Raw genomic sequence first — 25,411 nt, 5'->3', positions numbered from 1 at the left:
GGCTGCTGGAGGTCGGTCAGAGTGACCGACGCCGACTCCCAACCACCGTCGTACACGCGGATCGACAGTTTCCGTGCGGGCTCCGTGCAGGCAGCAGCCGGCGGGGAAACCGACCTCGTCGTCGCCGACAGCGAGGGGACCGTCGAGCTGATCGGCGCCGGCACGCGGCACACGCTCGTCGACGATGCGACCGACGCGGACGTCGCGATCGCAGATCACGCCTACGTCCTCACGGCCGGCGGGCTGGAGGCGTTCGACGCCGACGGGACGAGGCTGTGGACCGCCGATATCGACGGCCAACAGGTCGAGGCGGACCCGACGGCGGGCGACGTGTACGTCGCGACGGACGAGGAGACGTTCGTCCGGTTCGACGCCGAGAGCGGGGCGGAACTGGGCCAGTTCGACCAGTCCCACCCCGACCTGGCCGAAACGCCCGCGGTCGCGGCCGCCGACGGCCGTGTCGCGGTCGCGCTCTGGACGTTCCTGACCGTCTTCTCCTCGGTGGGCGAGGAGCTCACCTCGATCACCCTCGACGGCGCGGCGGTCGACGTCGGTTTCCTGGACGACACCGTCGTCGTCTCGCTGAAGGACGGACAGCTGATCGGCTACGACGGGGAGACCAAACAGTGGGAGAACGACCGGGCGTTCACGTGGCTCGCCGACAGCGCGGAGACGACGCTGCTGGGGTACGCCGGGAAGCAGGCCTGTCTCGTCGACCGGGACGGCGACGTCACCGAGCTACGGGACGTTCGCGGCGAGCCGATCGCCGCCACGTCGGACGCGTCGCTGCTGGCGACCCACCACAACGGTACGGTGACCGTCTACGGTGCAGTCGACGGCGGGGAGGGAACCGTCTCCGTCTCGATCGTCGACGACCCCATCACGCCGTCGAACTCGGTCGTCGGAGTGACGTTCGAGAACGACGGCGGGGGTCCGGCCGAGACGACGGCGTCGGTCGACGTCGACGGCGCCACCCCGTCCACGCCGACGCTCTCGGCGACGGTCCCGCCCGGCGGCCGCGTCGACGAGCGCGTGTCGCTGCGTGGGGTCGACGAGGACCGGGAGTCGGTCACGATGACGGTCGCGACCGAGGAACAGGAGTCGACCGCGACGGTGCCGATCGAAACCGAACAGCGCGACGTGGCCGTCTCCGTCGAGCCTCTCGGCATCGACCACGGCGAGGCGACGCTCGAGGTGACCGTCGCGAACGAGGGGAGCGTTCCCCTCACCGACGTAGCCGCGGGCGACCGGGAGATCGGAACGGTTCGGCCGGGAGCGGAGCACACGTTCCGGGTCGAGAGCGAGCTTCCGGCCTCGCCAGTCAGCGTCCGGACCGCGGAGCTCCCGCCGTCGACGTTCGGAGCCGAGATTCCGCCGACGCCGACGGATATCGGCCTCGAAATCGACGAGAACGGGCTACTGACCGTCTCCCTCGAGAACGACACCCCGGCCCCGGTGGTCGACGAGGTCACCATCGAGAACGCCCACACCGTCGAGGGGGAGCTGTCGTTCGAGGTCGAGATCCCCGAACGCGGCCAGTATCGCCTCTCGATCCCGGTGCTGGAGGCGGGCGAACGCTCCGTCGCCGTCGATACGGCGGCAGGTCGCGTCTCCCGGCAGCTCTCGCTCGACCGGACACCCGGGTTCGAGCCGTCCCGAGCCGAGTCCCGAACCGTCTCGGCCGGCTCCAGCGCGGACCGGCTCGACGACGGCGGGCCGACCGACGAGGGAACCGCGTCGGTGGACCGGTCCTTCTCGACGGAGACGCCGACGCGGGGCGAGCGGTTCGTGGAGGCGCTCACGGTGGAAAACGACGGCGAGACCACCGTCCAGTTCGAGCTCGTGGCCGACGACGGCGACTACCGGATCCCGGTCACCGTCGACGCCGGGAGCGAAGCCGTCGGGCGGCGGGATCACGCCGCGTTCGGCGACGAGATCACGGTGCCGGCGGTCCGCCTCGAGGGGGACGACGGCGACGCGTTCGCTCCGGCCCGCTCGCTACCGGTCGAACCCGGGCCGCTCGAACCGCGGATCACGTGGTCCGCGACCGACGCCGGCTGCGAGCTCTGGTACGAGTTCACGAGCAACGACACGCCGTGTGAGCTGTCGTCGATCGCGTTCCCGGACGGGCCGACCGTCCCGATCGACCTCGAACTCGAACCGGACGAGACGCGAACCGGGACGGTCATCGTCGACTGGCGGCCGGACAGCGAGGTCGCGCGTGCGATCGTCGCTGGACGGAGTCGGGAGGTCGAGACGCTCGTCCCCAACGAGTCGCTGGTCGATCGGACGACCAGCCGACTCGACGACCTGACGGTGACCGCCGACGCCGAGTGGGGGACCGCCGATCAACCCAACTCGAACGTCTACCTCCGCTTCGAGAACGAGGGCGACGAGCCGATCCGGGACCTGCGGTTCGAAGCGGACGGTCCCGACCTGGACGAGTGGACGGTGCCGGAACACGTCGACGAGATCACGCCGGGCGGCGACCCGGTCGAGTACCCGATCCACCTCGTTTCGGTCGGGCCGAACACCGCGGGCGAAGTCGAAGTTGAGGTGACGGCCGACGACGGCGCCGAACGGGTGTTCACCGTGCGTGCCTCGGCCGACGAGAACGCCGAGGTCCCGCCCGACGCGATCACCGTCCAAGACAGCAGCCCGGCCGCGGTACGCTTCCCGGACAGCGTCTCCGGGCCGTACCGCTAACCGCCGTCGAGCAGGAAGTCGCCCGAGGCGGACGCGCTCACGTCCCGGTAGTAGGCGTAGAGGTTGAGCCCCGTTCTCCCCAGCAGCGCGAGGACGCCGAGCCCGTACACGCCGGTCACGCCGTACAGCCCGTACTGGCTCAGTTGGAGCCGCTGTCCGATCGTGTTCGCCCGCTGTTGGGTCGCGTCGCGCTCCTCGGTCGCGCCGGCGCGGTCGTACAGGGCGACGGCGGTGTCGTACCGCTCGGAGATGCGGCTCGTGGTCGTGCCGACCTCGTCGAGTCGGGCCGGGTTCAGGACCAGCGGGTAGTCGACCAGCACGATCGTCGCGTTGGCGGCGTACCCCTCGTACGCTTTCTCCCCGGCCGTCCGGTTCGCGGCCGCGGCCTCGACGGTCCGGAGGTACTCCTCCGAGGCGCGCTGGTACGCCGCTTCCCGCTCCGCGGCGGTCTCCTGATCGCCGGTGTACTCGCTCAGGCGCATCAACGCGCGGTAGGCCTGTGCGTTCCGGTAGATAGAGCTGTTCTGCTCCAGCATCTCCCGGTAGTGCGTCTGTTGGACCGACGCCGTCTCGTCGAAGGCGGTCTCGGCGGCGGCGACGGACTGACTCCCGGTGTTCCGGAGATCGTCCTGCTGGATGCCGGTGACGTACTGTCGCATCTGGTCGCGGGCGGCCGCGGCCCGGGCGAGCGAGCGCTGTGCGGCCGAGTAGTTCCCGCTGTCCTGTGCGGCGCGTGCCTGTTCGAGGGAGTCGACGAACAGCAGCGTCGCCCGGCCGGCCGCGAGCGCACGGGAGAGCACGGAGTTCGAGAGGTCGCTGTCGCCGCGCAGCCGCTCCTCGAGGTCGAGCAGCATCGTGTTCATCGGCCCCGTCGTCGACGCCTGCCAGTCGCCGCCGGCGGCGCGCTCCTCGAGGGGGTTCGTGATCTGGTCGAAGCTGTACGGTCTGGCGCGGGCCGTCACGGTGATGTTCCGGGCCTCGACGTTGTCACCGGTGATCCTGAACGTCCACCGGTACTGCTCGTACAGTTCGGCCTCGGTGTCGAACTGGACGGCGACGATGAACGGGGAGGTCTCGCCGGAGCCGATCCGGCTCGGCGGGCGCTCCACGACCGTCAGCCACCGGTCGGGTCCAGAGACCTTCGTGATCTCCAGCCCCTCGATCGCCTCGTAGCCGAGCCGCTCCTGTACGTCGATCGTCCGCGTCTGGTTCGCGGTGATCGTGAGCTCGCCGTAGGAAACCTCCGTCTGCGTCTGGAGTTCGGGTTCCTGCGTGATGGTGATCGTCTCGACGACCGTCGTGCTGCCCGCCGACTCGGTGTCGACGGTGACAGCGACGTCGTACGTCCCCTCGGGCGTGTCCGGGTCGGCAGAGATGTCGAGGGTGGCCTCGCCCGTCGAGAGCCCCGCCACCGTCCCCGGCGCCTCGTCGATCGACGCCGAGATGTACTGCTCCCCCGAGCGCATCGACGCCGAGGCGCTGACGACGTTCATCTCCAGGTCGCCGGAGTTCCTGATCCCGACCTCGGTCGTCGTGTCGAACGACGTGACCGACGACCGGGGTTCGTCGAACTCGAGCTGCGTCTCCGGGAGGTCGACCCCGTCGAGCATCGCCGGGTAGATCGACCGCGCGGAGACCGTGACGACGGTGCTCGGCGCGTTCTGGTTATCGGGGGTGAGCTCCACGTCCCACGTCAGCTCCTCGTGCTGTCGCACGCCGTCGTCGACCGACACCGACGCGGTCGCCGTGGCGCTCCCGCCCGGCCCCGTCGAGACGTACCGCGTTCCGCTGAAGGAGAGACTGGCCGAACGCTCGTTCCCGATCTGTCTGACCGAGAGGCCGTCGATCCCCTGGTAACCGCCCGCCTCCTCGATCGTGAACTCCACCTCGCGGCTGGTGCCGTTGAGCACGTCGCCGATCTGGATCTCCCCGCCCGACACCGACGCGATCGGCGGCCGCCTGACCTCGATCGGGACGGAGAGGTCGAGGGAGTTGCCGAGGTTGTCGGTCAGCGTCATCTGGAAGCTGTACCGGCCAGGGTCGAGCGACTCGCTCCCGGTGACGGTGACGCTGACGGCGCCGGACGACCGCGCGTCGATCGGCGAGTCGGGGAGCTCGGCTTCCGCCGATATCCCGGAGGGGAGTCCGGAGAACGACACCTCCGACAGCACCATCGCGCCGTCGCCGGAGTTCGGCACCGAGACGTCGAAGGAGGTCGACTCGCTCTGTGAGTTCGGGTCCTGATAGACGAGCTCCTTGGTCGACGGGTCGGCGTAGCCGAACTCGGGGTAGAGCTTATCGACTGAGACCTCGAGCGGCTCCGAGGCGACCGTCCCGCCGTTCCGGTTCTGTACGGTGGCGGTCCCGCTGTAGACCCCCTCGTCGGCCGACCCCATCACGCTGGCCTCGTAGGTCACGCGGTAGGTGGCGCCGGCGACCACGTCCCACCTCGTCGACGATCCCGAGCCGGAGCCGTCGGTCCGTTGCCAGGAGACGAACTGGAACGTGACGTCGCCGTTGGCCCGGGTTATCTCCTCGGTCGCGTCGACGGTCGCGTTCGCGTCCGGGGAGAACGTAAAGGAGAGCTGGCTGCTCTCGCTCTGGTCGGGCAGCGCGGCGTCGACCCCGACCGACGTGGACGCGCCTGCCGCCGGCGCGGCCGCCCCCACGACGAGCAGGAGGCAGCTGAGGAGGGTGAACGCCCGGACGGCGATCGAGCGGCTCATGACTCCCCCACCTCCACGGAGTCCGCCGGAACGATACGTCCCACCTGTGCCCGCTCCAGGTCCTCGCTCCAAGTCGCGATCCGAGCCGCCACCGGCGCGACGAGGAGGACGATCAGGAGCGCGTAGCCGAACAGCAGCAGCGTCGACGCGATCACCAGCGAGAGCATCGCCTGGTTCGTCCACTCCGACAGCTGCGCGACGCGGTCGGCGTCCTGCGAGATGGAGTGTCTGTCCACGATCTGGCTCGCGGTGTCGCTCGCGGCGTTCGCTTCACGCGCCTGCCGGTAATGGCCGAACACCGCCGGCCCGAGCCCGGTCATCGCGGCGACCGGGCTGGCACAGGACTCCCCGCAGTCCGCCCTGAAGGAACTCGCCAGCGACACCGCGGTTTCGAGCTCGGCCTTGTCGGCCTCGAACGTGGCCTCGGTCTGGCTCAGTTCGGCGCTCACCCGCGAGAACTGCGTCGTCGCGCCGCCGCGTTCGAGTGCGGTGGCGGCGGCCTCGAAGTAGCGGATCTTCGCCGACGTGTTCTCGGCGGAACGGCCGCGTTCGTAGAGCGTGTCGCCCTGCTGCCGGTAGAACCGCTCCAGGCCGAGCCGTGCGAGCGTGGCGTACTGGCCGCCGTCGGCCGCCTCGACGCGATCGATCGCCTCCGCGGTTCGGTTGGCGATCGTGACGCTCTCGGCCACGCTCCCGTTCTGGGCGGCGGCGTAGGCGTCGGTGAACGTCTCGAGCGTCGCGAGGATCGCCGCCATCCGTTCCCGGTCGGTCGCCGTGAACTCGCCCACCTGGACGGCGGTGATCGCCTGACTCCGCATCACTTCGAACTCGCTGTACGTCTCGAGCGCCGGCGCCTCCTCGTACTCCTGCAGCGCCGCGAGGTACTCGTCGGCCGTCTCCGGGTCCGCTGTGGACGCGGCGACCGGCGTCCCGCTCGCGGCGAACACGCTGCCGAGGAGGAGCGCGGTCACGATCAGTCGAGGGAGTGTCGATCGTTGCATGGTGCTAGAACCTCGTGTACTGGAGCCGCTCACGGAGCTGCTCTCGCTCGAACAGCTCTTCCACCGCGTCGGCGAACCCGAGGAGGACGAACACGACCGCGGCGTTTCTGGTCGTGTCCGACTTCATCTCGTTCTGCGCGAAGTTACGGAGCTCGTCGAGCACGTCGCTGGCCGGCGAGACGACGTTCAGCTCGTCCCGCTCGGCGTCGATTCGCTCCTCGAGTTCGGTGAGGCGGGTTCGAATCTCGGTCTGCTGGTCGAGCATCTGCTCCTTCCCTGCGAGGTCGAACAGCGTCGTGATCTCGAACCCGTCCCACTCGACAGTCGCCGCCGGCAGGTCCGCACAGCCGTTGAACAGGTCGACGTTCTGCTTCGTGTTCAGCGCGTTGTCGACCACGGTGACGACGCCCTGCCCCGTGTCGAGCAGCGCCTCGGCCACCGCGTCGGGGTCGACGCCCGTGCCGGCGAACTGGTCGCCGCGCTCCGGCAACGACTCGACGACGTCGGCGAGCGCGTGAGCGACGCTGGCGTAGTAGCCGTGGATCGCAGTGTCGATCTGACTGGAGGGGACCAGCTCGTCGGCCGCGGTCCGGAGCGCCGCGAGTTCGTCGCGGTGCCGGTCGATCGAGAACCGGAACCCGACGTCGAGGTCGGCCGTCACGGCGTCGTCGGCGCCGATCTCGACCGTCTCCCGGTCCGGGTCGAACGGCGAGCCGTCGGCCGTCGCGAGCAGTTCGTAGGCGCCCACCGGCACGTCCTGGAACTCGTAGATCCCGGGTTCGGTCGACGCCTCGACCGTCGGTGCGGCCTCGCTCCGGGTCCCCTCGGCCGCCCGGATCCGGAGGTCGACCGCGTCGGTCGCCTCGCCGTCGATGGCCGTTCGGACCCGGAGCGTCCCCGTCTTCTCGGCCAGCGTGATCGAGTCGGGGAAGGAGCTCGGATCGGCGACGTGGCGCGAGGCCGACTCGAAGCGGTCGTGCTCCACGGCGACCTCGAACCCCGTCGCGTCGACCGACACGTCGAAGTGTGCCCGGCCGGCCTCGTCGGTCTCCCGGGTGACGTGGGTCTGCCCGTCGGAGACGATCGCGACCGTCGCGCCGGGGATCGGCTCGCCGTCCTCGTCCCGAACCGTGAGCGTTTGGGGTACCGGACCGAACCGCAACTGTACCCCGTCTGACTCCGCGAGTCTCACCGTACGGCTCGTGCTGATCCCGTTGTACGTCGCCTCCAGTTCGACCGGCTTTCTGGGCACCTCGATCCGGGATGTGCCGCCCGTGATCTCGTGGGTGCGTCCGCTCGTGTCGAGGCGATACCCCTCCTTCGTCTGCTGCTTCTGGGGTGTCGCCTCCACCGTCACGGCTCCGGTGATCTGGCTGTCGTTGTACCCGTCGATCACGGAGACCCTGAGCTCTCGCGAACCGGTCGCACCGCCGTTCGCCGCGCCGTCGTCGTCATCGTCGGAGGTCAGCCAGAGCATGGCGACCACGACCCCGAGCAGGACTGCGAGCGTCAGCAGCGCCCCGACGAGGACGTTGTTCCCGCCGAGCGACTGGATCAGGCCGCCCTCCGTCTGCTCCGAGGTGGCCGTCCCTTCGCTGGCCGGGGGTGACGAGCCGCCGTCGCCGACCTCGACGAACACCGACGAGCCGTCGCCGTAGAGCAGCACGAGGCTGTAGGAGCCGTTGGGGCTGAGCGTCACCGGCAGCGAAACCGTCCCCGACTCCTGCGTCACGTTGTCGAGGAGCCGGACGCTCGACCCGTCGTCCAGCACGGCCCGGTCGATCGATCCGCCGGGGAGGTCGCCCTCGACGGAGACGTTCCCGTCCACGACCGACCCCCGAACCGCCTCCGGGGGTTGGAAGCCGGCGTTAAGCACCGTATCGCCGTCGAGTTCGACGGTCACGTCGCCCGCGCCGGTCACGTACTCGTTGGACAGTTCGATCCGCCCTTCGGAGGCGTTCGCGGTGACGACGTACGTGGCCTCGGGGTCCTCGGTGGCGAGTGTCACGTGGTACTGCTGACCGTCGACGAGGAGGTCCGAGGAGACGAGGACGCCCCCGCTCTGCAGCGAGACGCTCGTCTCGCCCACCTCACGGAAGTCGATACGGCCGTCGGCGGCGACCTTCGGGCCGTCGGCGGTCGCCGACAGCGTGACGTTCGCCGGGGGGAGGAGCAGCGGCTGGATCTGGCCGCGATCGAAGCGCAGCACGCCGTTCTCGATCGACCCCGAGAGCGTCTCGGAGCCGCCCGCGTTCGGGGACGCCTGCACGTCGACGGCACCGCCGCCGAGGCCGACCGACGTGGCGTTCACCGCGAGCCGTCCCGCGTCGTCGAAGCGGGCCGTCCCCGTCTCGACGCGCAGGTGCCGGAGGTCCATCGTCCGATCGAACTCGACGGTGCCGTTGTACGCCACCGTCACGCGGGCATCAGCCAGCGATCCGTCGGGCAACGCGTCGGCGGCGACCTCACGTGCCCACCAGTCCGGGTCGTCCGTCTCCGCCGCGCTCGTGTCGAGCGTCGTCGTCTCGTTGTTCGCGGTGACGTTGACGGTGACGCCCTGTCGATCGGGGAACGTCTCGTTGTCGAACTCCACCAGCAGCCCGCCGTCGTCCTGCTGATTCACTCTGACGTGGCCGTCCTCGGAGTCCACTGCGACTCCGACGCCGACGGCGGCGACGCTGGAGACGACGAGCGCGAGCACGGCGAGCGTCGCGAGGAGGCGTCGCTCGGTCATCGGCCCGATCCGTTCACCTCCAGGTACCGCGTCAAGTTCTCCTCCAACTGCTCGATCTCGTTCATCGAGATGGCCGTCTCCGAATCGTTCTGGAGCTTGCGTGCCTGCTCGAACTGCCGTTTGGTCTCCTCATACTCCGGCCACGACTGGTCCAGCAGCGGGTTCAGGTCGAACCCTCCGAGCAGGAGCAGCACGTCGACGTTGTTTCCGCGACCGGGCTTCAGCGTGACCGTGGAGAGTCCCTTCGCGCTCGAGATCCCCTTGTCGCGCTTCCAGCGGCCGAACGCGTTCTCGACGCCGGATTTCGTCACCTCGCCCGACTCGACGAGGTGGGCGGGCGCGCGGACGACCGCGAACGCCGCCCGGGAAGTGGAGGCGTCCATCGGGACGAACGACTGCTCGGCCGCCCGGTCGAACATGATCTCGTAGTCGAGCATGTCGTAGTGGAGGTCCGTCGCCACCCCGGGCGTGAAGTGGTAGACGCCGATGTTCGACGGCTGGGCGATGTAGTCCTCCGCGTCGATGATGCGTTCGGCGTTGCGGCCGGCGCCGATCAGCAGATCGATCGCGGTGACGATCCGCTCGTTGACCGCGTCGTACTGGTCGGTCGAGAGATCCTCGTTCTCGATGTGCGTGTTGCTCGCGAGCAGGACCGCGTCGGCGTTCTGTGTCACGTCCCGGCGCATGAGCAGCCGCGAGAGCCCCATGACGGCGTTGAACTGCTGCTGGGACGGCTCGTGCTCGTACGGCCACGCCGCGAACGCCATGTTGACCGCGCTCTCGACCCACTCCGGCCGAGTGCCCTCGACGTTCGAGCCGGTCGAGAGCTGTTCGATGAGGTACGGGATCGACCCGTTCCCGGTCCCGCCGCCGAGGGTGGTGACGTGGAGCAGGGCGTCGGCACCGACCATCCGCTCCGTGACCGCGTTGTAGATCTCCTCGAAGTGTTCCTCGGCCATCCGCTCCCCCTTCGCGAAGTCATTCCCGACGCCGCGCCGGGGACCGAAGATGGTGATGTGTTCCCCGTACTCCTCGAGGATGTCCGCGTCCTCCATGAGGTTCACCATGTCGCTCCGGTTCGTGTTGAGCAGCGTCACCCGCTCGCCGATCCCGGGGCTCTCCTCGCGGCTGAGGAACGTCGACGCGATCCGGCCGCCACCTTCGCCGGAGGAGACGACCCCCCAGTCGGTGTAGTCCGCTTCCGACATCAGGCGCTCACCCCGTCGTCGGCGACGGTGACGTCGAGGTCGAGATCCGTCAGGGTAGTCGTGATCAGTTCGTCGGACGCCGGAACGGAGAGGAATTTGGTGCGCATGTCGTCGTAGGTGAGTGTTTCGTCGTCGTCGAGGTGGTGGGTCACGAGCGTCCGGAGCCGCGAGACGAACCGCTCGTGGTCGTAGACGAGGAGTCGCCCGTCGTCCATCCGGGCGGTGTACCCGGCGTCGTCGGCCCACAGCAACAGGAGACAGGGGAGGTAGTCGTCCGCGATCGGCAGGTCGGTGTCGGGCGTCAGGTAGCCGTCTTCCTCGAAGCGGTCCTCCAGTTCGGGGGCGACCGTCGGCAACTGGTCCTGTACCGCGTCCTCGTGCTCGCCACAGAGCCGGTCACGGAGCGACCGCTCCGAGAGCACGAGCCGCTCCGCGGCGTCGTCGTCGAGTTCGATCGTGGTCTCGGCGTCGACGATCGCGTCGGCCGGGACGCTCGCCGTCACCGTGTACGAGCCGTACGGCACGTCGTCGAACGTCACCGTCGCCGACGTGCCGATCGCGGCCGTCTCGCGCTCGGTCGCGTTCTCGCCGTCGAGTTCGACGGTGACCTCGTCGACCGCCGCCGAGGTGTCCGAGAGCTCGGCCGTCACGTCGAGATCGTACGTCTCGCCGCTGCCGCCGCTGACCAGCACGCCGCGTCGCTCGTCGAACGTCACGCCCGGCTCGTCCTGTGCGTACAGCTCGAAGAACCGCTCAGGCTCCTTGACCGGGAGGTCGTCGCCGGCGACCTCACCCTGTTTCCGGAGGGCCTCCTCGATCCGCTCGCTCACGATGTCGTAGGAGTCGGCGACCGCGGCCTTCCCCTCGGCGGTGTCGAGCGCGTCGAGCAGCTCCTCGGTCGCCGCCTCCCACCGCTGGGTGAACGCCCCGAGGTCGTCGGCCGAGCGTAGCTCCTCGACGTAGTCCGTGTAGACCGCGTCCGGCGTGGTGTAGAACTCCGACGGCACGTCGCTGCTCTCGATGGTGTCGTCGGCCGCTTCGAGGTCCGACCGGAGCGTCGAGACGACGTCGATCGCCACGCGGCGCACGTCGGCCGACGCGGATTCGAGCTGGTCGGTCGAGAGCGCCGACTCCATCTCCTCGAGCTGTCTGCGGACCGTGGCGATCCGGTCCCGCTGGTCCTCCGTGAGGTACGGGTCGATCTCCGCGTCGTCGATCGCGTCGAGCAGGGAGACGAGCGCCTCGCGGTCGGCGGAGAACTCCTCCGCCGTCGAGCGCTCGACGCGCTCGCGTGCACGTTCGAGCTTCTCGGTCGCGCTCTCCCACTCGCCGACCTCGAGGTGGCCGCGGATCGAGTCGAACTGCTGCCGGAGGCTGGCGCGGTCGCCGCCGTACTCGCCGAGGGTCCGTTCGATGCGGTCGATCGCCCGGTCGAACACCTCCCGCGTCGCGTCGCGGCTGCGTTCGATCGTGCGTTCCGCCGCCGAAACCTCGGGCGGATCGCCGTCCGGGACGGCCGTGGAGACCGACTCGAACGGATCGTCCGTTTCGTCGAGGAACTCAGACTGAACCTCGTCGGCCGCCTCCCGGGAGCGGTCGACCTCCTCGCGGGCGAACGCCGCGAACGAGGCGGCCACGGACTCGGAGAACGCCTCGACGTCGTCGTCGAGTTCCTCCAGTTTGTGGACGCCCTCGACCGACTCGATCCGGAAGGAGCCGTCGTCCACGTCGACGTCGATGCCGGCGGACTCGAAGCTGTCGGCGAGATGCTTCGCGTCGGTTTTGACCTCCGTCGCGCCCCAGCGAGGGTAGTCACGGTCGAGGCGGTCGAGCCGAGCCAACTCCTCGCGGAACGAGGAGGCGACCGACTCGGCCATGCTTCTGGTGAACTCCCCCTCGGTCGTGTTGCGGCGGGCGACGGTCCCGCGGACGTAGAGCCCGATCGCGACGACCACCACCACCGGGGCGCCGATCCCGACGGCGTACACGCCGAGCGTCGAACCGAAGTAGAGGAACGCCGCCACGCCGAGTGCGGTCGTGGCGAGGACGATACCTGCGATACCGAGTGCCGCTCTGTACTGTCGTTTCATAGGATCACCTCGAAGAGCGTCGGCCACTGGAGGGCACCGACGGCGACGCCGGCGACGAGTGCGAGGACCCCGAGGATGAGCGGGAGCGCGACCTGCTTGGGGCTGTACTGCGTCGCGGTCGACACCCCGCGGTCGCGCTCGATCTTGCTCAGGGTCCGCCGCGAGAGGGCGTAGCCGCCGACGGCGCCGACGAGGAGGCCGCCGACCAGCCCCCCGCCGACGAACAGGCGAACGCGGAGGACCGCCGCGCTCCGGCGCTGTTCGACCGTCTCCAAGTACGACTGTAGCGACTCCCGAGCGTCCGCCCGCACGGCCGCGGTCGTGTCGTTCGACTCCGCCACCACCGTCGCGACGGCGGCGCCGTCGCCCGAGCGTGCGGCCGGGATCACGCTACGCTGGAGCGCCGTCGTCGTCGCCGAGAGGTCGCTGTCGTTGAGCGTCGCGAGGGCGCTCCGGACCGCAGAGGAGTTCGTCGCGTCCGCCGAGACGTTCGTGAGCGCCACCGACGCGTTCTCGACCCGGTCGATCGACGCCTGCCAGTCGTCCTCCGCCCGTCGGAACTCGGTGCTCGCGTCCCCGCTCGGGAACCGGATCGTTCGGTCGGCGATCGAGGAGTCCGCCCGGTAGCCGGTCTGGACCCGGATCGTCGGTCCGGTGATGTCGGGCCGGTTCTCGACGCCGGCCGTCGGGGTCACCGACTCGACGGTCCCCCCGAGCGTGAACACGATGCTGTACTCGCGTTCGCTCTCGATCGAGATGCCGTCGACCGCGCTCGCGTCGAACCCCCACGCGGCCGGGTACTGCTGTTTGTCGCCGTCCTGACAGACGTACATCGTCACCGTCGTGCCGGGGTAGTACGCCTGATCACCCTCGATCGGCTCGCCGGTGTCGAGGAACAGCCGTGCCTCGGTGCCCGACGTTCCCTGACACGGGGCGTCGGGCGACGCCGCCGCGGTCGCGACGCCAGCGGTCGCGGCGACGACGAGAACGGCCACGAGAACGAAAGCCGAGTATCGCGCTCGTGTCATCGCATCCCCCTGTTCTGGTAGGCGTAGATCGTACCGCCGAGGAGGCCGACGCCGAGGCCGAGCGCGGCCCCGAACCCGAGCGGCATGACGATGCTGTCGGCCACGCCGACCGCGGTGGCCGCCGCCTCGCGCTGCTGGTCGGCCGCCGCGGCGAGCTCGTCGATCGTCTCCGGGTTCCCGGTCCCGTCGTCGCTGAGCGTGACCACGGCCCCCGTGGCGACGAGGACGAGGAGGACGACCACGGCCACGACGCCGAGGAGACGGCGGCGGCTCACGTCGTCACACCCCCCTCGTGTCTTTCGGCGACCTCTTCGATCTCCTGGAGGCGGTCGATGTCTTCGCGAGCGTACGTGAGAAGTGTCGTGAACGAGGCCAAGTTGCGCTCGGTCAGCGTCATCCCGAGGTTGACCTCCGGACAGTAGGAGTCGAGTAGGTTCCGGACCACCGACGCCTGAATGCGGTAGTCGTCGTCGACGATGTACGGCGCCGGCGCACGAATCTGTCCGATCGCCTTGCGCGTCTCCTCGGGGACCAGCCCGTCGACGCTCCGCTTCGACACCGCGATCCGGGAGAGCGCCGCCCCGTCGACGGACTTCCGGCCGAGGAACGGCAGGAGATAGCCCGGCAGCGTCCGCGTCATCGTGATCGAGCGGCCAAGCGCCGCGTAGCCGACCTCCTCGTTCGGCAGCCGCAGGGAGGTGACGATGTCCCGGAGGTCGATGATCGGCGCGTCGAGGTCCTCGTAGCTGCCCGGGTCGATCCGTTCGAGGATCGGCCCGGAGATGAGGTCGACGATGGCCGAGGCGACGTACTCGTTGTACTCGTTGAAGCGCCCCTCGGCGGCGTCCTCGTACGCGAGCCGTTGGTTGTCGACGAGGATCATCCCGTCGACGTGTTCCTCCAGCCGGTCGAGGCCGTACATCGTGTTCGCCGCCTGCCGCGTCGCGCGAACCTCGTCGTCGTCCTCAGTCGCCCGTGCGGTGTTCGGGAGAACGCCGACAGCGATGACGTGTGTCGTCTCCTCGCCGTACTCGTGGAGCGCCTCCGCCAAGTGCGGCGCGATCCCACAGCCCGTTCCGCCACCCAACCCCAGAAACAGGAACGCGTACGGCGGGGTCTCCTCCCCGAACCGTGCACGGTAGGCGTCGCGGATCGCCTCCCCCTGATCGGCGATCACCTCGTCGGCCTTCCGTGGATCGCGGCCGAAGCCACCGGCGACCTGCTCCTCGAACCCGGCCGTGTCGCCCGGTACGAGTCCGACGCCTTCGGCGATCCCGTACCACGCGTCCCGCTCGATGTTGGAGAGATTCTGTAGATCCCGTATAGTGGAGTTGAACGCCACTGGCGTCGCGAGCTGGGCCACACGCTGGTGGTCGAACACCGCGTCGACGATGGCACACCCTGCCTGGCCCGCACCCACGAATAGGTATGGCATTGATACATTCGGGAGTAATTATCCAAGCCACATATAATACTGTCGTAAATTGAGGTGATCGCCGGGCGCCGCAGGGGAGGAACCGCCATCCGGTCCCGCCGCCACGTTGCAGTTCCGCGAGTTCGCCGACGCCAACTTTTTTTGTCACTCGACATATCCCTCCGGTGTACAATGGCGAACTCCCTGAAGAAGCTGGTCCGGAGCCCCTCTTTCCTCGAGTTCGTCTCCGGAATCCTCTACCTCTCTATCGTGGGTGTCGTCGCGTGGTTCCTGCTCGAAAACCTCTGGCTGCCGGCGTGGGAGAGCCGCGGGATCGCCTTCCGGACGGTGCGCTTGATCGGCCGGACGATCGGGACGTTCTTCCCGAGCGAGAGCTTCCTGTTCGTGCTCCCGTTCCCGCTGGGCGTGTTCGCCGGGGTGTCGCTCGTCTGGTTCGTCGACACGTACAAGCGGTATCAGGCGATCGTTCTCTGGGCCGGAATCGGCATCGTGGTCGCACAGCTCCTGATCATGGGGCGGCTGTTCGACGTGCTGATCGAGAACTTCTCGCTGCTCATCCTGTCGTCGCTCGTCATCGGCGTCGTCGCCGGCATCCAGATCGGGGGCATCCCGCTGATCGGGTGGCTCCGCAGGGACCGCGACCACCTGATCGGCACCCCGCCGAACGAGTTCGACCGAGCGCCGCTGGCGGTGTGGGGGATCCTCTTCCTCATGGTCGTCGTCGGCCTCGTCGACGGGCACCTGTCGCTCGGGCTGGGCGGCGGCCCCATCGAGGCCACCCGGCTCGAACAGCTCGGTGGGAACCTCGTCGGGAGCACGATCCTGCTCGGCGCGTTCTGGAAGTTCACCGAGTACGAGTCCGAGATCAGGACGGTCCAGATCGGGCCTGCACGGGGCGGGAAGACCGCGATCCTGGGCGGGCTGTACAACCACCTCGAGACGGAGAACAGCCTCACGATCCTCCGCGGGGGGGAGTTCGACACGTCGATCAGCGACCGGATCGAGAACGGCGAGTTCCCGCCGCGGAACCAGCTCCGCGAGGTGGACCGGGGCCGACAGTACCGGTTCCTCGAGATCCCGTTCGTCTCCGATCGGCGGTTCTTCCGGAAGAAGGTCGTCATCGGGACGCTCGACTACCCCGGCGAACTCATCACCGGCGGGTCGAACTGGAACCCGCTCGACGAGGAGCTCGAAGCGGTCAGACAGGAGGGACGACACGACCTGATACTCGACCACGAGTACATCGAGAACGAGGTCGACGTGCCGGTGCTGGCCCCCGCGGCGCTGAAGATCGACGCCGCGCTGGGCCGGCTCCAGTCGGCGTTCTCCTCGACCGACCAGTGGGAGGAGGCCCAGCGGGTGCTCGAGAACGCCGAGTCGCTGTCCTACCAGGAGACCGTCCCGCCCGAGGCGCTGGCGAACGCGCTCTCACGGCTCGTCGACGGCGCCGACACGATCCTCTTCACCGTCCCCCTCGACGACTTCGTCCAGCGTGCCGCGGCGGCGGGCCACATGCCACAGCACACCGACGCCTACTGGCTTCGGCGGACCGGCGGGCAGTACGAGGTGTACAGCACGGAGGGCGACCTCGTCGGGCGGTACGACACGCTGGACGATCTGGAGTTCGAGGCGATCCTCGAGGAGGCGCCCGAGGTGCTCAATGAGCTCCCCCGGTACGACCACCCCGACCTCGGCGACGTGCGGCTGGTGATCGAGGGGCGGCCGGCACGGACCCCCTCCAGCGAGTACCGCAGGGTGTACGAGGGGATCGTCGACCAGTGTAACGGTGGGGCGAAGTCGTTCGTCTGGGTCGCGTCGATGTCGGACTACGCCAAGCGACACTTCACCGCCGCGTACACGGCGTACGTCGGGAACAACGCGACGCCGAGCAGCCTGAACCCCACCGAGATCCTGAGCAGCGAGACGCTCCCCAACCACCCGTCGCTCCCCCACGAGGACGGCGTGTACACCACGTTCGCGGACTGGATCGAAACCCAGTATCTGGACGTGCCGGAGAACTGGGACGGCTACCGGCGGTCGCTCAGGAAGCGAACCCGGGAGGACTTCCTCTACCCCCTCTGGTACGACGTGGAGTCGAACGATCAGGGCGAGCGGATCAAGACCGGGAGTCGGCCCATCCTCCAAGGCGCCGACCGGCTGATCGACCGGATCGAGGGGCGGACGCTGGTCCGGACGTACCCGTGGCGGTCCTACCTGCCGGGCGGCGAGTCGCTGTCGAAGTCCGAAGAGATGGTGGAGAACATGCGAGAGAGCCTCAACACGCAGCGAACCACGAACGAGTCCGTCGCCACAGACGGTGAGCCGACCGAGGAGGACGCATGAGCCGTCGCATCTACACGGCGACCAACGGGAACTGCATCGTCGGCGGCCAGCCGCCCCCGGGCGAGGAGGCGGCGGTCCGACAGGACTTCGAGGCCGGCGTCAGCCTCGTCGTCGACACGACCGGCGGGGACGCGACGGTTCGCGGCGCCATCCCCGCACACCGCGACGCCCCGGAGGCGCTCGTCGGCGTCGTCACCGTCCCCCGCGGCGACGATCCGCTTCGGGGCTACCACGACGCCGTTCGGGAGGTGTTCGACGATCGGTCGGGCTGGCGGGTCCGCACCGACGTCCTCAACGGACAGCTGTTCGAGGCGCTGGGGCCGGCGTCCGGTCCGACACCCGACGACGACCTGCTCTCGTCGGTCCGGGAGCGCCGCCGGGACGGCGAGCGCGTCGAGATCGGCGTCCCCGACCCGACGAACGCGGTCGGGGTCCTCCGGTCACTCCTCGACGATGGGAGCGACGGGGTGTTCGTCATCTCAACGCAGGAGCCGCCGGAGCACGTCGAGACGGACGTGTTCGTCCACCTCGCCGACCGGTACGCCCGGCCGGAGCTGATCGATCTGGAGTCGGACCTCTCGCCCAGCGAGCGGATCGGCCGTCGGGTCGACGAGCTCGTCGACGAGCGCCCCCCGTCGGAAGTCGCGACACAGCTCGAAGCCGAGACCCGACAGCGGGACGTGTCGCTGGGGTTCGAGGCCGACTCCGGCGGAGGCGGGCTCGTGAGATCGGTGCTCGCCGGAGTGGGCGTCGGTCTCGCGGCCGCGGTGCTGCTCGCCGGGGTGAGACCCGCCGCGAGCGGGAGTCCCGTGACGCTCGATCTCGGGTGGCTGCCGGTCGTCGGGACGACGCTCTCCGTGCCGCCGTGGGCGCCGTTGGCCGCCGGGCTGGTCGCCGTCGTCGCCGCCGTCTCCGTGCCGCGCGTGCGCCGGCTGCTCGGCGCTGGGGTCGGTCTCGACGCCGTTCTGGGCGGCCGGGAAGAGCTCGAACCGGCACAGCGCGAGCGGCTGGAGACCGCCGCCACCATCCTCGAACAGCACGCGCTTGAGCGGGACGCCGATCCGTATCGGACGGCGAAGTCGGCGCTCGAAACACAGCCGATACAGGCGACCCGGCGGAGCGCCGTTCGCCGGCTCGTCGGCGTGCTCGGCTCTCTCGTGCCGGCAGTCCTGCTCGTCGCGGCGGCGTGGCTACTCCTCGGCGCGCTCCCGACGGGGATCGTGACGACGGCCCTGTTCGCTATCGCCGCGATCACGCTGGTCGTGAGGGCCGGCATCGCGGTCCGAGCGATCGGCGCCGGCTTCGGAAAGCTCCTCTCCGGGGGATCGTCGGACCGGGAGCCGGATGACCGGGAGCCGGAAGAGGCAGACGACGCGGACGCTGGCGACGACGACCTCGGCGTTCGGCCGGCCGAGAAGGGCGACGGAAACGACGATTCGATCGGAGTCGCGGCCGCCGACGACCCGAATCCGGTCTCCGATCCCGCCGAACAGGACCGTGACGACGAGGGAGGTTCCGAGCCGCCGGCCGACGAGGGGTCGTTCCCGGTCGAAGACCCGGAACACGACGATGGTGGCGCGGGGGAGACGGCGGGTCGGGCCGATCCAACCGGCGACGAGGTGGGAATCACGGACACCAGTGACGGGGGCGGGGTCGCAGATACCGGCGGCCGGAGCGACGGAGACGAGGAGCCGAGTCCGGAGCCTGAGGCGGGCGAGGGCACCCCCACGGACGACGCGTTCGGCGCCGAGCGAGGGGTCGAGACGGCGGACGACGAACCCGAGGCCGACGAGACGGGCCACCTGTTCGACTCGGCGTCGACGGAGTCCGACGAGCAGGAGCGACACGACACGACTGATCCGGAACCGACTGTGGCCGACGAGGGGGGGTCCCCACCGATCGGCGAGAGCTCACCCGACGAGCCGGGAGCGTCGACCGAGGGAGATCGGGAGGACCGCGGGGTCGCCCGACGCGGCGGCCCGAAGCCGACCGGGACCGGCGTGGACGAAACGACGACACGGGGACCGTTCGAACAGTTCTTCGACGAGTTCCCGGTGACGGCGGCGCCGGTGGTCACCGACGAGCAGGTGTTCGTCGCCGGCGACGCCGGCCTCCACGACCGCTCGGTCCCGATCGACCGAAGCTGGCTCCCGGAGCACCACGCCGAGACCGTCCGGCACGGGCAGACGCAGGCACACCTCACGCGCCTGACCCACGACGGGGAGCGTGACAACACGGTCCCGTTCACCAGCCCGTTCGCGGAGCCGATCGTCCGCGGGGACGACACCGTCTACGTCGTGGACTCGTCGGGGACCGTCGCGGCGCTCGGGGACGACTCGCCCACCGTCGAGTCGTTCCGGTACCAGCCGACCCACTTCTCCGCAAACCGGTGGCTGTACGTCTCCGGCCCGGAGAAGAGCCGCGTCCTCACCTCGGACCTGCAGGTACGACAGGAGCTGTCCGGGCAGTTCTCCGTCTCGCCGATGGTCGCCGGCGAGTCGGTGACGCTCTGTTTCGAGGACAGGGAGAGTCGGCGTATCAACCTCTCGAACGGCCGTATCAACGACTTCCCGGCTCCCGAAGGGCCGCTCGTCGGCTCCGTCGTCGTCGGCGGGACGCCGTACGTCGCGAGCGAGTCAGGAAGGGTGTGGTCGGGCTGGGAGCGCGGCTGGGAGGAACGGATGAACACCGCCCGAAGCGGGTTCCGGTGGCTCTCGGCGAACGACAGTACGATCGTGCTCGCCGGGCGATCCATCATCCACACCCGGGAGGCCGGGACGCTCGGCGTCAACAGCTTGGAGGCGACCGTCTCCACGCCGCCGGTCGTGACCGAGGACAGCGTCTACTTCGTTTCCGAGGGTGATCTCGTTCGGGCCGACCTCGAACTGAACGGGAGTTCCCGGATCGACCTCCCGTGGCCGTCGGTCGACGGGCTGGCCGCCGGCGCCGACAGGCTCTACGTCGTCGCCGACGGCGCCGTGTGGACGGTCCCGTCCTCGACCGTTCGGGAGGGGACGATCAACGGGCGGTAGGGGGCGAACACTCCGATTGCTGCCCGCCTGCCGTGGGTCTCACGACCGGGACGGGGTAACATAGCTGCCACGTGATCCGACATACGATAGAATCGTCGCCGGCGTAGTGACCACACAGATTTATGTGGAGATAACTTCAATCGATTCACTATAATGGGTCGCTGTGAAACGCCCGACACGCTGATTGGCGTGGGAGGGGGAGGAAGTAGGATCGTCTACAAGTTCATGGAACAGGACTGGATTCTCGAAGACGTCCTGGACACCGAGAATTACGAACGCGACGAGCCGGGTAACCTCGAAGCGTACACGGTCGACACCGCGGTAAGCGACAACTGGCACGACGAGCGGTACGGTCCGATCGACGAGAAGATCAAATCCCTCCTCGATGAGCGGGGGCTGAACGAGGAGTTGAACAACGTCGGTATCGAACAGCGGAACCTCGTCGAATCGATCCCCAACAGCTGGCTCAAGCGGAACGACGACCAGACCGGGAATATCGCGACTCCGGGGACGGTCAGAGATCTGCTCAACCGCCGGCAGATGAACAACTGGTGGCTCGAAGAGGGGAAGAACCCGCTGTCGCACGTCGAGCGGCAGGGTTTCGATGGGGGTGTGTATCGCCGGCGAGCCGTCAGCAAGGCGATGTACCACATCAACGAGGAGCACGGCGAGTCGGTGGTTCCGAACAACCCGGGCAGTACGGCGATGGTGACCACTCTCTCCGGCGGGACTGGGTCCGGTGTCTTCATCGATCTCGCACAGGATCTCGATGCCCGAACGATCGACCTCTTCGCGGTAATCCCCTCTAAGGGCGAGAAGAAAGAGGAGAAGACCAACGCGTTCGCTGCCCTCTCCGAACTCGAGTACCTCTGGCTCAACGACGAGACGCCGTTCCGCACGGTGACCCTCATCCCGTACGTGGGGAGCGTGAACGACGACGACTTCGAGATGGCCGCCGTCCGGAGCATTCTCGCCCACCAGAACGGGATGATCGGTGGGAACCTCTTCACGTCTCTGGACCCCTCGAACCAGAACGGTCCCCCGGAGTTCGCGGGGTTCTCGATGGCCGTTCCCTACACGATGGAGTACGAGGTCGACCAGCGCGAGAGCGCTCGGGAGGAGATCGAGGAGACCCTCTCGGCGAAGCGTGCGGAGCTCACCGACGAGAAGTACCTCTACGAGGCCGTCGAAGAGTACCTCGAGGAGAACTTCTCGTCGGCGCTCGAGGAGGTCGGGACCGAGATCTCGACCGAGCCGGTGAAGGAACAGGCGATGGAGCTCCGGAACCGGTACGAGCGTGTCCGGGACGAACTCCTCACCGACGACGGGCTCCGCGTCGCCGGGCTCGAGGAGGCACGACAGGCGATCCGTGAAGAGCTACCCGTCCAAGAAGGGGCGGATATCGTCGACGACTACGAGGAGCCGGAGAACGCCCTCCGAGTGGACGTCCCCGACGACGACCCGGAGCCGGAGGTGTCCAGGCGCTTCATCGATCGTGCGACGGAGCGGGCACTCATCGACCCGACCACGATCGACAACGAGGGCGAGTTGGGGTACATGCTCGCCTCGGTCGTCGGGCAGGAGATCGACAACATCCAGACCCGGTACGAACTCTGGCAGAAGATCGCGGCGATCACGCAGGAGAACCTCGACGACTCCCACGCGCTGAACGATATGCAGGCGCGGACGGTCCGAGACATCCTGCAGGATATCGTCCTCAGCTCCGACGAGCGGAGGGCGTACCGCGACATCCAGAACCCGACGTTCTCGGAGACGCTGGATCAGATCCGCACCGCGAAGGATCAGCTGGTGAAAGAGCACCAGGAGATCACCAGCCTCCGCGATCACGTCGGCGAGAAGGTCGACAGCCACATCCAGAGCTGGAGGCAGGACGTCCAGAACGACGCTGCCCACGTCGGATCGGTGAACGAACACCGGGACGACATCGTGTCCCTGATCGACGATCTCGAGTCCGCGATCGAGAACCGGATCAGCACGATCAACGACGCCGTAACCGAGGAGGGAATGCGCGGCAGTCTGGGGTTCAACTCCTTCGAGACCCTCAACCAGAAGCTGGACGCCGTGGACGCCGAACGCATCGACGGCGACGGGATCGAGGAGGCGCTGGGCCTCATTGCCGATATGAAGACCGCGGTGCTCGAACACAACTCCGGGATCCTCCCCGGGCGCCCCGACAAGTCCGCGGAGTTCAGCAACAAGTACCGGGAGCTCCAGAACCTCGGGGACTGGTTCACGGTCAACCCCCAGCGAAACGGTGGCGACGTTCGTGACCCGTTCAACTGCGTCTTCAATCGCTCGACCATCCAGCGGGAGTCCGAGATCGACCGCTCCAAGCGGACAGCGCTGGATCGGATCGTCGAGGCCTTCGACGAGCAGTTCACCGAGGGCGGAACGCTGATCACGTTCGGCCCGGAGGACTTGACGGTCGACGATCCGGCCGTCGACATGACGGTCCCCATGGACCGGGAGCCGTCGGCACTGCGTGACCAGCTCGAACGCGATCTCGAAACGAGCGACGCAGTGATGGCCAGCACGATGTTGAACGAGGTGATGCCGGTCGAGGTCAGTGGGACCGACGGCGGAACCGTCTCCCACGAGCTGTACGAACGCTACGTCGACCCCTTCGACAGCGAAGTCGAGCGAGTGCGGAAGGAGCTCCAGAGCTACGGCGGCAACGACATCGTCGAGGACGACGGGACCATCGAGGCGCTCAACCGGCTCCGAGCGATCTCCGGTTCGTACAAGGAAGTCGAGGACGACCTCTCGGTCCCCGAGGTTACGCCACCCGAGGAGGACGGGGAGACGTACGGACGGGACTTCGCACAGCGGTACGAGGGGATCTACGGGTTCGATATCCAGCCGTCGGTCCCCAACGACGGCGATCACCCGTACCTCCGCCGCGGGGAGACGAACCCGGAGGACCTCATCAGTTCGCCGCGGAGTATCGAAGAGTCCGCGGTTCTCGAGAACCACGAGGACGAGATCTTCAGCTTCTTCGCCAACTCCCTGGAGGACATGTACAACAACAGGTACGGTCGTGCGCCGATCAACAACCTCTCGCCGCGGGCGCTTAACGACCAATCCAGCGCCCCGGAGTACGAGGGGCTCCGGTACATCCCGGTGTTCATGTCGCGGGCACTCGAGGACGTCGGCGACGTGAGCTCCCCATCGAAGGACTCCAAGCACCCGAGAATCAGGGACAAGCTCGGGGATGGTGGCTCCAGGGGTGACGGGCTGAAGCTGACGATCAACGAGAACACCTACGCCGAAGAGCAGCACGATATCGGCGGTCCCGACGAGATCTCGATGGTCACGTTCATCGCCGGGCTCACGCTCGACAATCTGAGCGTTCTCACCGACCGGGACGGCTACCAGCGCACGTACGAAACCGTCAGTCAGGATATCAAGTTCATCCCGACCCACCACACGGTCGGCATCGACGGGAAGTGGCAGTACTGGCCGACGCTACACGAGTGGACGCGGGAGTTCGAAGACGACACGAAGTACGGTGCCTACGTCTTCCGGGACGAACTCCGCCCCCTCGACCGGGATAAGGAGCTCATCACCCACATGAACGACGACTCCATCGAGGAAGTGACCGAGATACTCAACGGTATGTTCGACACCGGTCGTTTCAACGGGATGGACGTCGAGGCCGAGCAGAACTAACTCTCCCCGACCTCTCAATGGATCTTCTTTCCGACGGAAACCGAAAAGAGATCGCCGTCGTCGTAGTCGCGTTCGTCAGCCTCGCCCTCACCATCCCGACGGTGGCCGGGGCGGCGTCGACCGTCTGGGCCAACGGCGGCCTCCTGCGGTCGCTCTCCGGCGCCATCGCGGGCGTCGGCGGCGTGACGCTCGACTTCCCGGTCGTCGTCCTCGGCGGCCTGTTGGCCGGCTGGTTCGCGCTGTTCCTGGTCGACGGTACCAAACGGGTTCAGGCGGCGCTCGTGTTGCTCGTCGCGGTGGTCGCGCTCCTCCCGACGCTCGGTGACCTCGGGCGGGTGCTTGGTGCGATCCAGCGGGAGTCCGTCACGTTCGCCGCCGCGCTCGTGGTCGGACTCCTCTCCGGGGGCGTCACGTCACAGATCTACGGCGTGAAAGTCCCGAACCAGCTCTCGATCCGGGAGCGCCTCCAGTGGATCCAGTTCCCCACGGCGAGCCGGGCGTTCTTCTACACGGTGTCGGTGCTGGTGCTGCTGGCCGCCCTGCAGTACGTCCAGTACGCCACGTCGATCGTCGACACGCTCGTGACGCTACTGGCGGGCGGGGTCGCCGTGTTCGCGCTGTCGGTGTTCATGACCTACGAGTACCAGAAGTCGGTCGTCACGATCACGGCGGAGAACGACCGGCGCGCCGAGCCGTACGTCCTCGGCGGGCTGTTCGCCCACGCCGAAAGCGAGCGCGAGGGGTTCCCGATCGAGGGGAACCACCTGCTCCGGCAGGCGGTGACCGCCGCCGACGAGAGCGCGCTCCCGGACGGGTTCGGCGCACCCGTGTCGTTCGGGTTCCTCGCGGGCGACGTGACCGAACGGACCGCGAAAGTCACGACCGAGGGGTTCAGCACTCGCGACGTGAACCGGAACCGACTGGAGAACCGACTGCGTGAGCGCAACGGCGGCGGCGCGCGCGTGAAGCAACTGCTTCGCTGGGTCCGCCACCACCTCGTGCTGATCCTGCCCGCCGTCGTCCGCGACGCGATGGCCTATCAGGAGGGGACCGTCCTCAATCGGCTCGACCACGCCGACACGGTGCTGCTCCTGACGCGGACGCCGGGGAAGGACGACACGCCCGAGGAAGCTGACCTGTACGGGCTGTTGACCGAACTGTACGGCGACGACCCGAGCACCGATGTCGTGATCGCGACGAGCGAGGCCCGCGAGCCGGCCGACGCCTTCGACGAGGGGATTTCGCTCACGGACGGCGTCTTCCCGTCGGAGGTCGCCGATCGTCTCGGGATCGACGCCGACGGCGTCGGGGAGCGGTACGCGATCGTCCCCACGAACCGCTTCGACGGCGGCGACGAGGGGTTCGACGTGCTCATCGAGACGCTCTGAGGCCGCGCGTCTCACCTCGTCCGGCAGCCA

Annotated in this window: 13 protein-coding genes; 5 read left to right on the top strand and 8 right to left on the bottom strand. The window is 68.4% G+C overall.

Annotated elements, in window-relative coordinates; genetic code table 11:
• Positions 1-21 precede the first annotated feature (21 nt).
• The gene (locus ACYQZ5_RS05110; RefSeq protein ID WP_379730476.1) at positions 22-2,706 is read left to right on the top strand and encodes an outer membrane protein assembly factor BamB family protein; all 2,685 of its coding nucleotides are present in this window, start codon (positions 22-24) and stop codon (positions 2,704-2,706) included.
• On the opposite strand, the gene ACYQZ5_RS05105 is transcribed toward ACYQZ5_RS05110, so the two are convergent.
• The 8 genes from ACYQZ5_RS05105 to ACYQZ5_RS05070 are packed head-to-tail and all read right to left on the bottom strand — an operon-like array spanning position 2,703 to position 14,928.
• Positions 2,703-5,432 (bottom strand): COG1361 family protein, encoded by a 2,730-nt coding sequence (locus tag ACYQZ5_RS05105; RefSeq protein ID WP_379730475.1) that lies wholly within the window; start codon positions 5,430-5,432, stop codon positions 2,703-2,705. The genes ACYQZ5_RS05110 and ACYQZ5_RS05105 overlap by 4 nt on opposite strands.
• The gene (locus ACYQZ5_RS05100) at positions 5,429-6,433 is read right to left on the bottom strand and encodes a hypothetical protein (RefSeq protein ID WP_379730474.1); all 1,005 of its coding nucleotides are present in this window, start codon (positions 6,431-6,433) and stop codon (positions 5,429-5,431) included. The genes ACYQZ5_RS05105 and ACYQZ5_RS05100 overlap by 4 nt, the downstream gene beginning before the upstream one ends.
• A gap of 4 nt (positions 6,434-6,437) precedes the next feature.
• Positions 6,438-9,167 (bottom strand): carboxypeptidase-like regulatory domain-containing protein, encoded by a 2,730-nt coding sequence (locus ACYQZ5_RS05095; protein WP_379730473.1) that lies wholly within the window; start codon positions 9,165-9,167, stop codon positions 6,438-6,440.
• The gene (locus tag ACYQZ5_RS05090) at positions 9,164-10,375 is read right to left on the bottom strand and encodes an FtsZ/tubulin family protein (protein WP_379730472.1); all 1,212 of its coding nucleotides are present in this window, start codon (positions 10,373-10,375) and stop codon (positions 9,164-9,166) included. The genes ACYQZ5_RS05095 and ACYQZ5_RS05090 overlap by 4 nt, the downstream gene beginning before the upstream one ends.
• Complete coding sequence (locus ACYQZ5_RS05085) at positions 10,375-12,465, bottom strand: hypothetical protein (protein ID WP_379730471.1); 2,091 nt, start codon at positions 12,463-12,465, stop codon at positions 10,375-10,377. The genes ACYQZ5_RS05090 and ACYQZ5_RS05085 overlap by 1 nt, the downstream gene beginning before the upstream one ends.
• Positions 12,462-13,460: a hypothetical protein gene (locus tag ACYQZ5_RS05080; protein WP_379817795.1), complete on the bottom strand. Its 999-nt coding sequence runs from the start codon at positions 13,458-13,460 to the stop codon at positions 12,462-12,464. The genes ACYQZ5_RS05085 and ACYQZ5_RS05080 overlap by 4 nt, the downstream gene beginning before the upstream one ends.
• 29 nt (positions 13,461-13,489) lie before the next feature.
• Positions 13,490-13,768, bottom strand: coding sequence for a hypothetical protein (locus tag ACYQZ5_RS05075; RefSeq protein WP_379817793.1), 279 nt, complete (start codon positions 13,766-13,768; stop codon positions 13,490-13,492).
• The gene (locus tag ACYQZ5_RS05070) at positions 13,765-14,928 is read right to left on the bottom strand and encodes an FtsZ/tubulin family protein (RefSeq protein ID WP_379817791.1); all 1,164 of its coding nucleotides are present in this window, start codon (positions 14,926-14,928) and stop codon (positions 13,765-13,767) included. Before ACYQZ5_RS05070 ends, ACYQZ5_RS05075 begins: the two co-directional genes overlap by 4 nt.
• Positions 14,929-15,099: 171 nt before the next feature.
• Here ACYQZ5_RS05070 and ACYQZ5_RS05065 point away from each other — a divergent pair, with 171 nt between their 5' ends.
• The 4 genes from ACYQZ5_RS05065 to ACYQZ5_RS05050 all read left to right on the top strand — a co-directional run bounded on the left by ACYQZ5_RS05065 (position 15,100) and on the right by ACYQZ5_RS05050 (position 25,381).
• Positions 15,100-17,271 carry a hypothetical protein gene (locus ACYQZ5_RS05065; protein ID WP_379732071.1) on the top strand — a complete coding sequence of 724 codons (2,172 nt, stop codon included), beginning with the start codon at positions 15,100-15,102 and terminating at the stop codon, positions 17,269-17,271.
• Positions 17,268-20,303 (top strand): hypothetical protein, encoded by a 3,036-nt coding sequence (locus tag ACYQZ5_RS05060; protein ID WP_459845366.1) that lies wholly within the window; start codon positions 17,268-17,270, stop codon positions 20,301-20,303. Before ACYQZ5_RS05065 ends, ACYQZ5_RS05060 begins: the two co-directional genes overlap by 4 nt.
• 153 nt (positions 20,304-20,456) lie before the next feature.
• Positions 20,457-23,993, top strand: coding sequence for a tubulin-like doman-containing protein (locus tag ACYQZ5_RS05055; protein WP_379730977.1), 3,537 nt, complete (start codon positions 20,457-20,459; stop codon positions 23,991-23,993).
• A gap of 17 nt (positions 23,994-24,010) precedes the next feature.
• On the top strand, positions 24,011-25,381 hold the full coding sequence (locus ACYQZ5_RS05050; RefSeq protein WP_379730978.1) for a hypothetical protein: 1,371 nt from the start codon (positions 24,011-24,013) through the stop codon (positions 25,379-25,381).
• Positions 25,382-25,411 lie beyond the last annotated feature (30 nt).

This window comes from Halolamina salina (assembly GCF_054653455.1).
The sequence above is the reverse complement of the archived record's forward strand: the minus strand, read 5'-3'. Positions and strand labels throughout refer to the sequence as shown.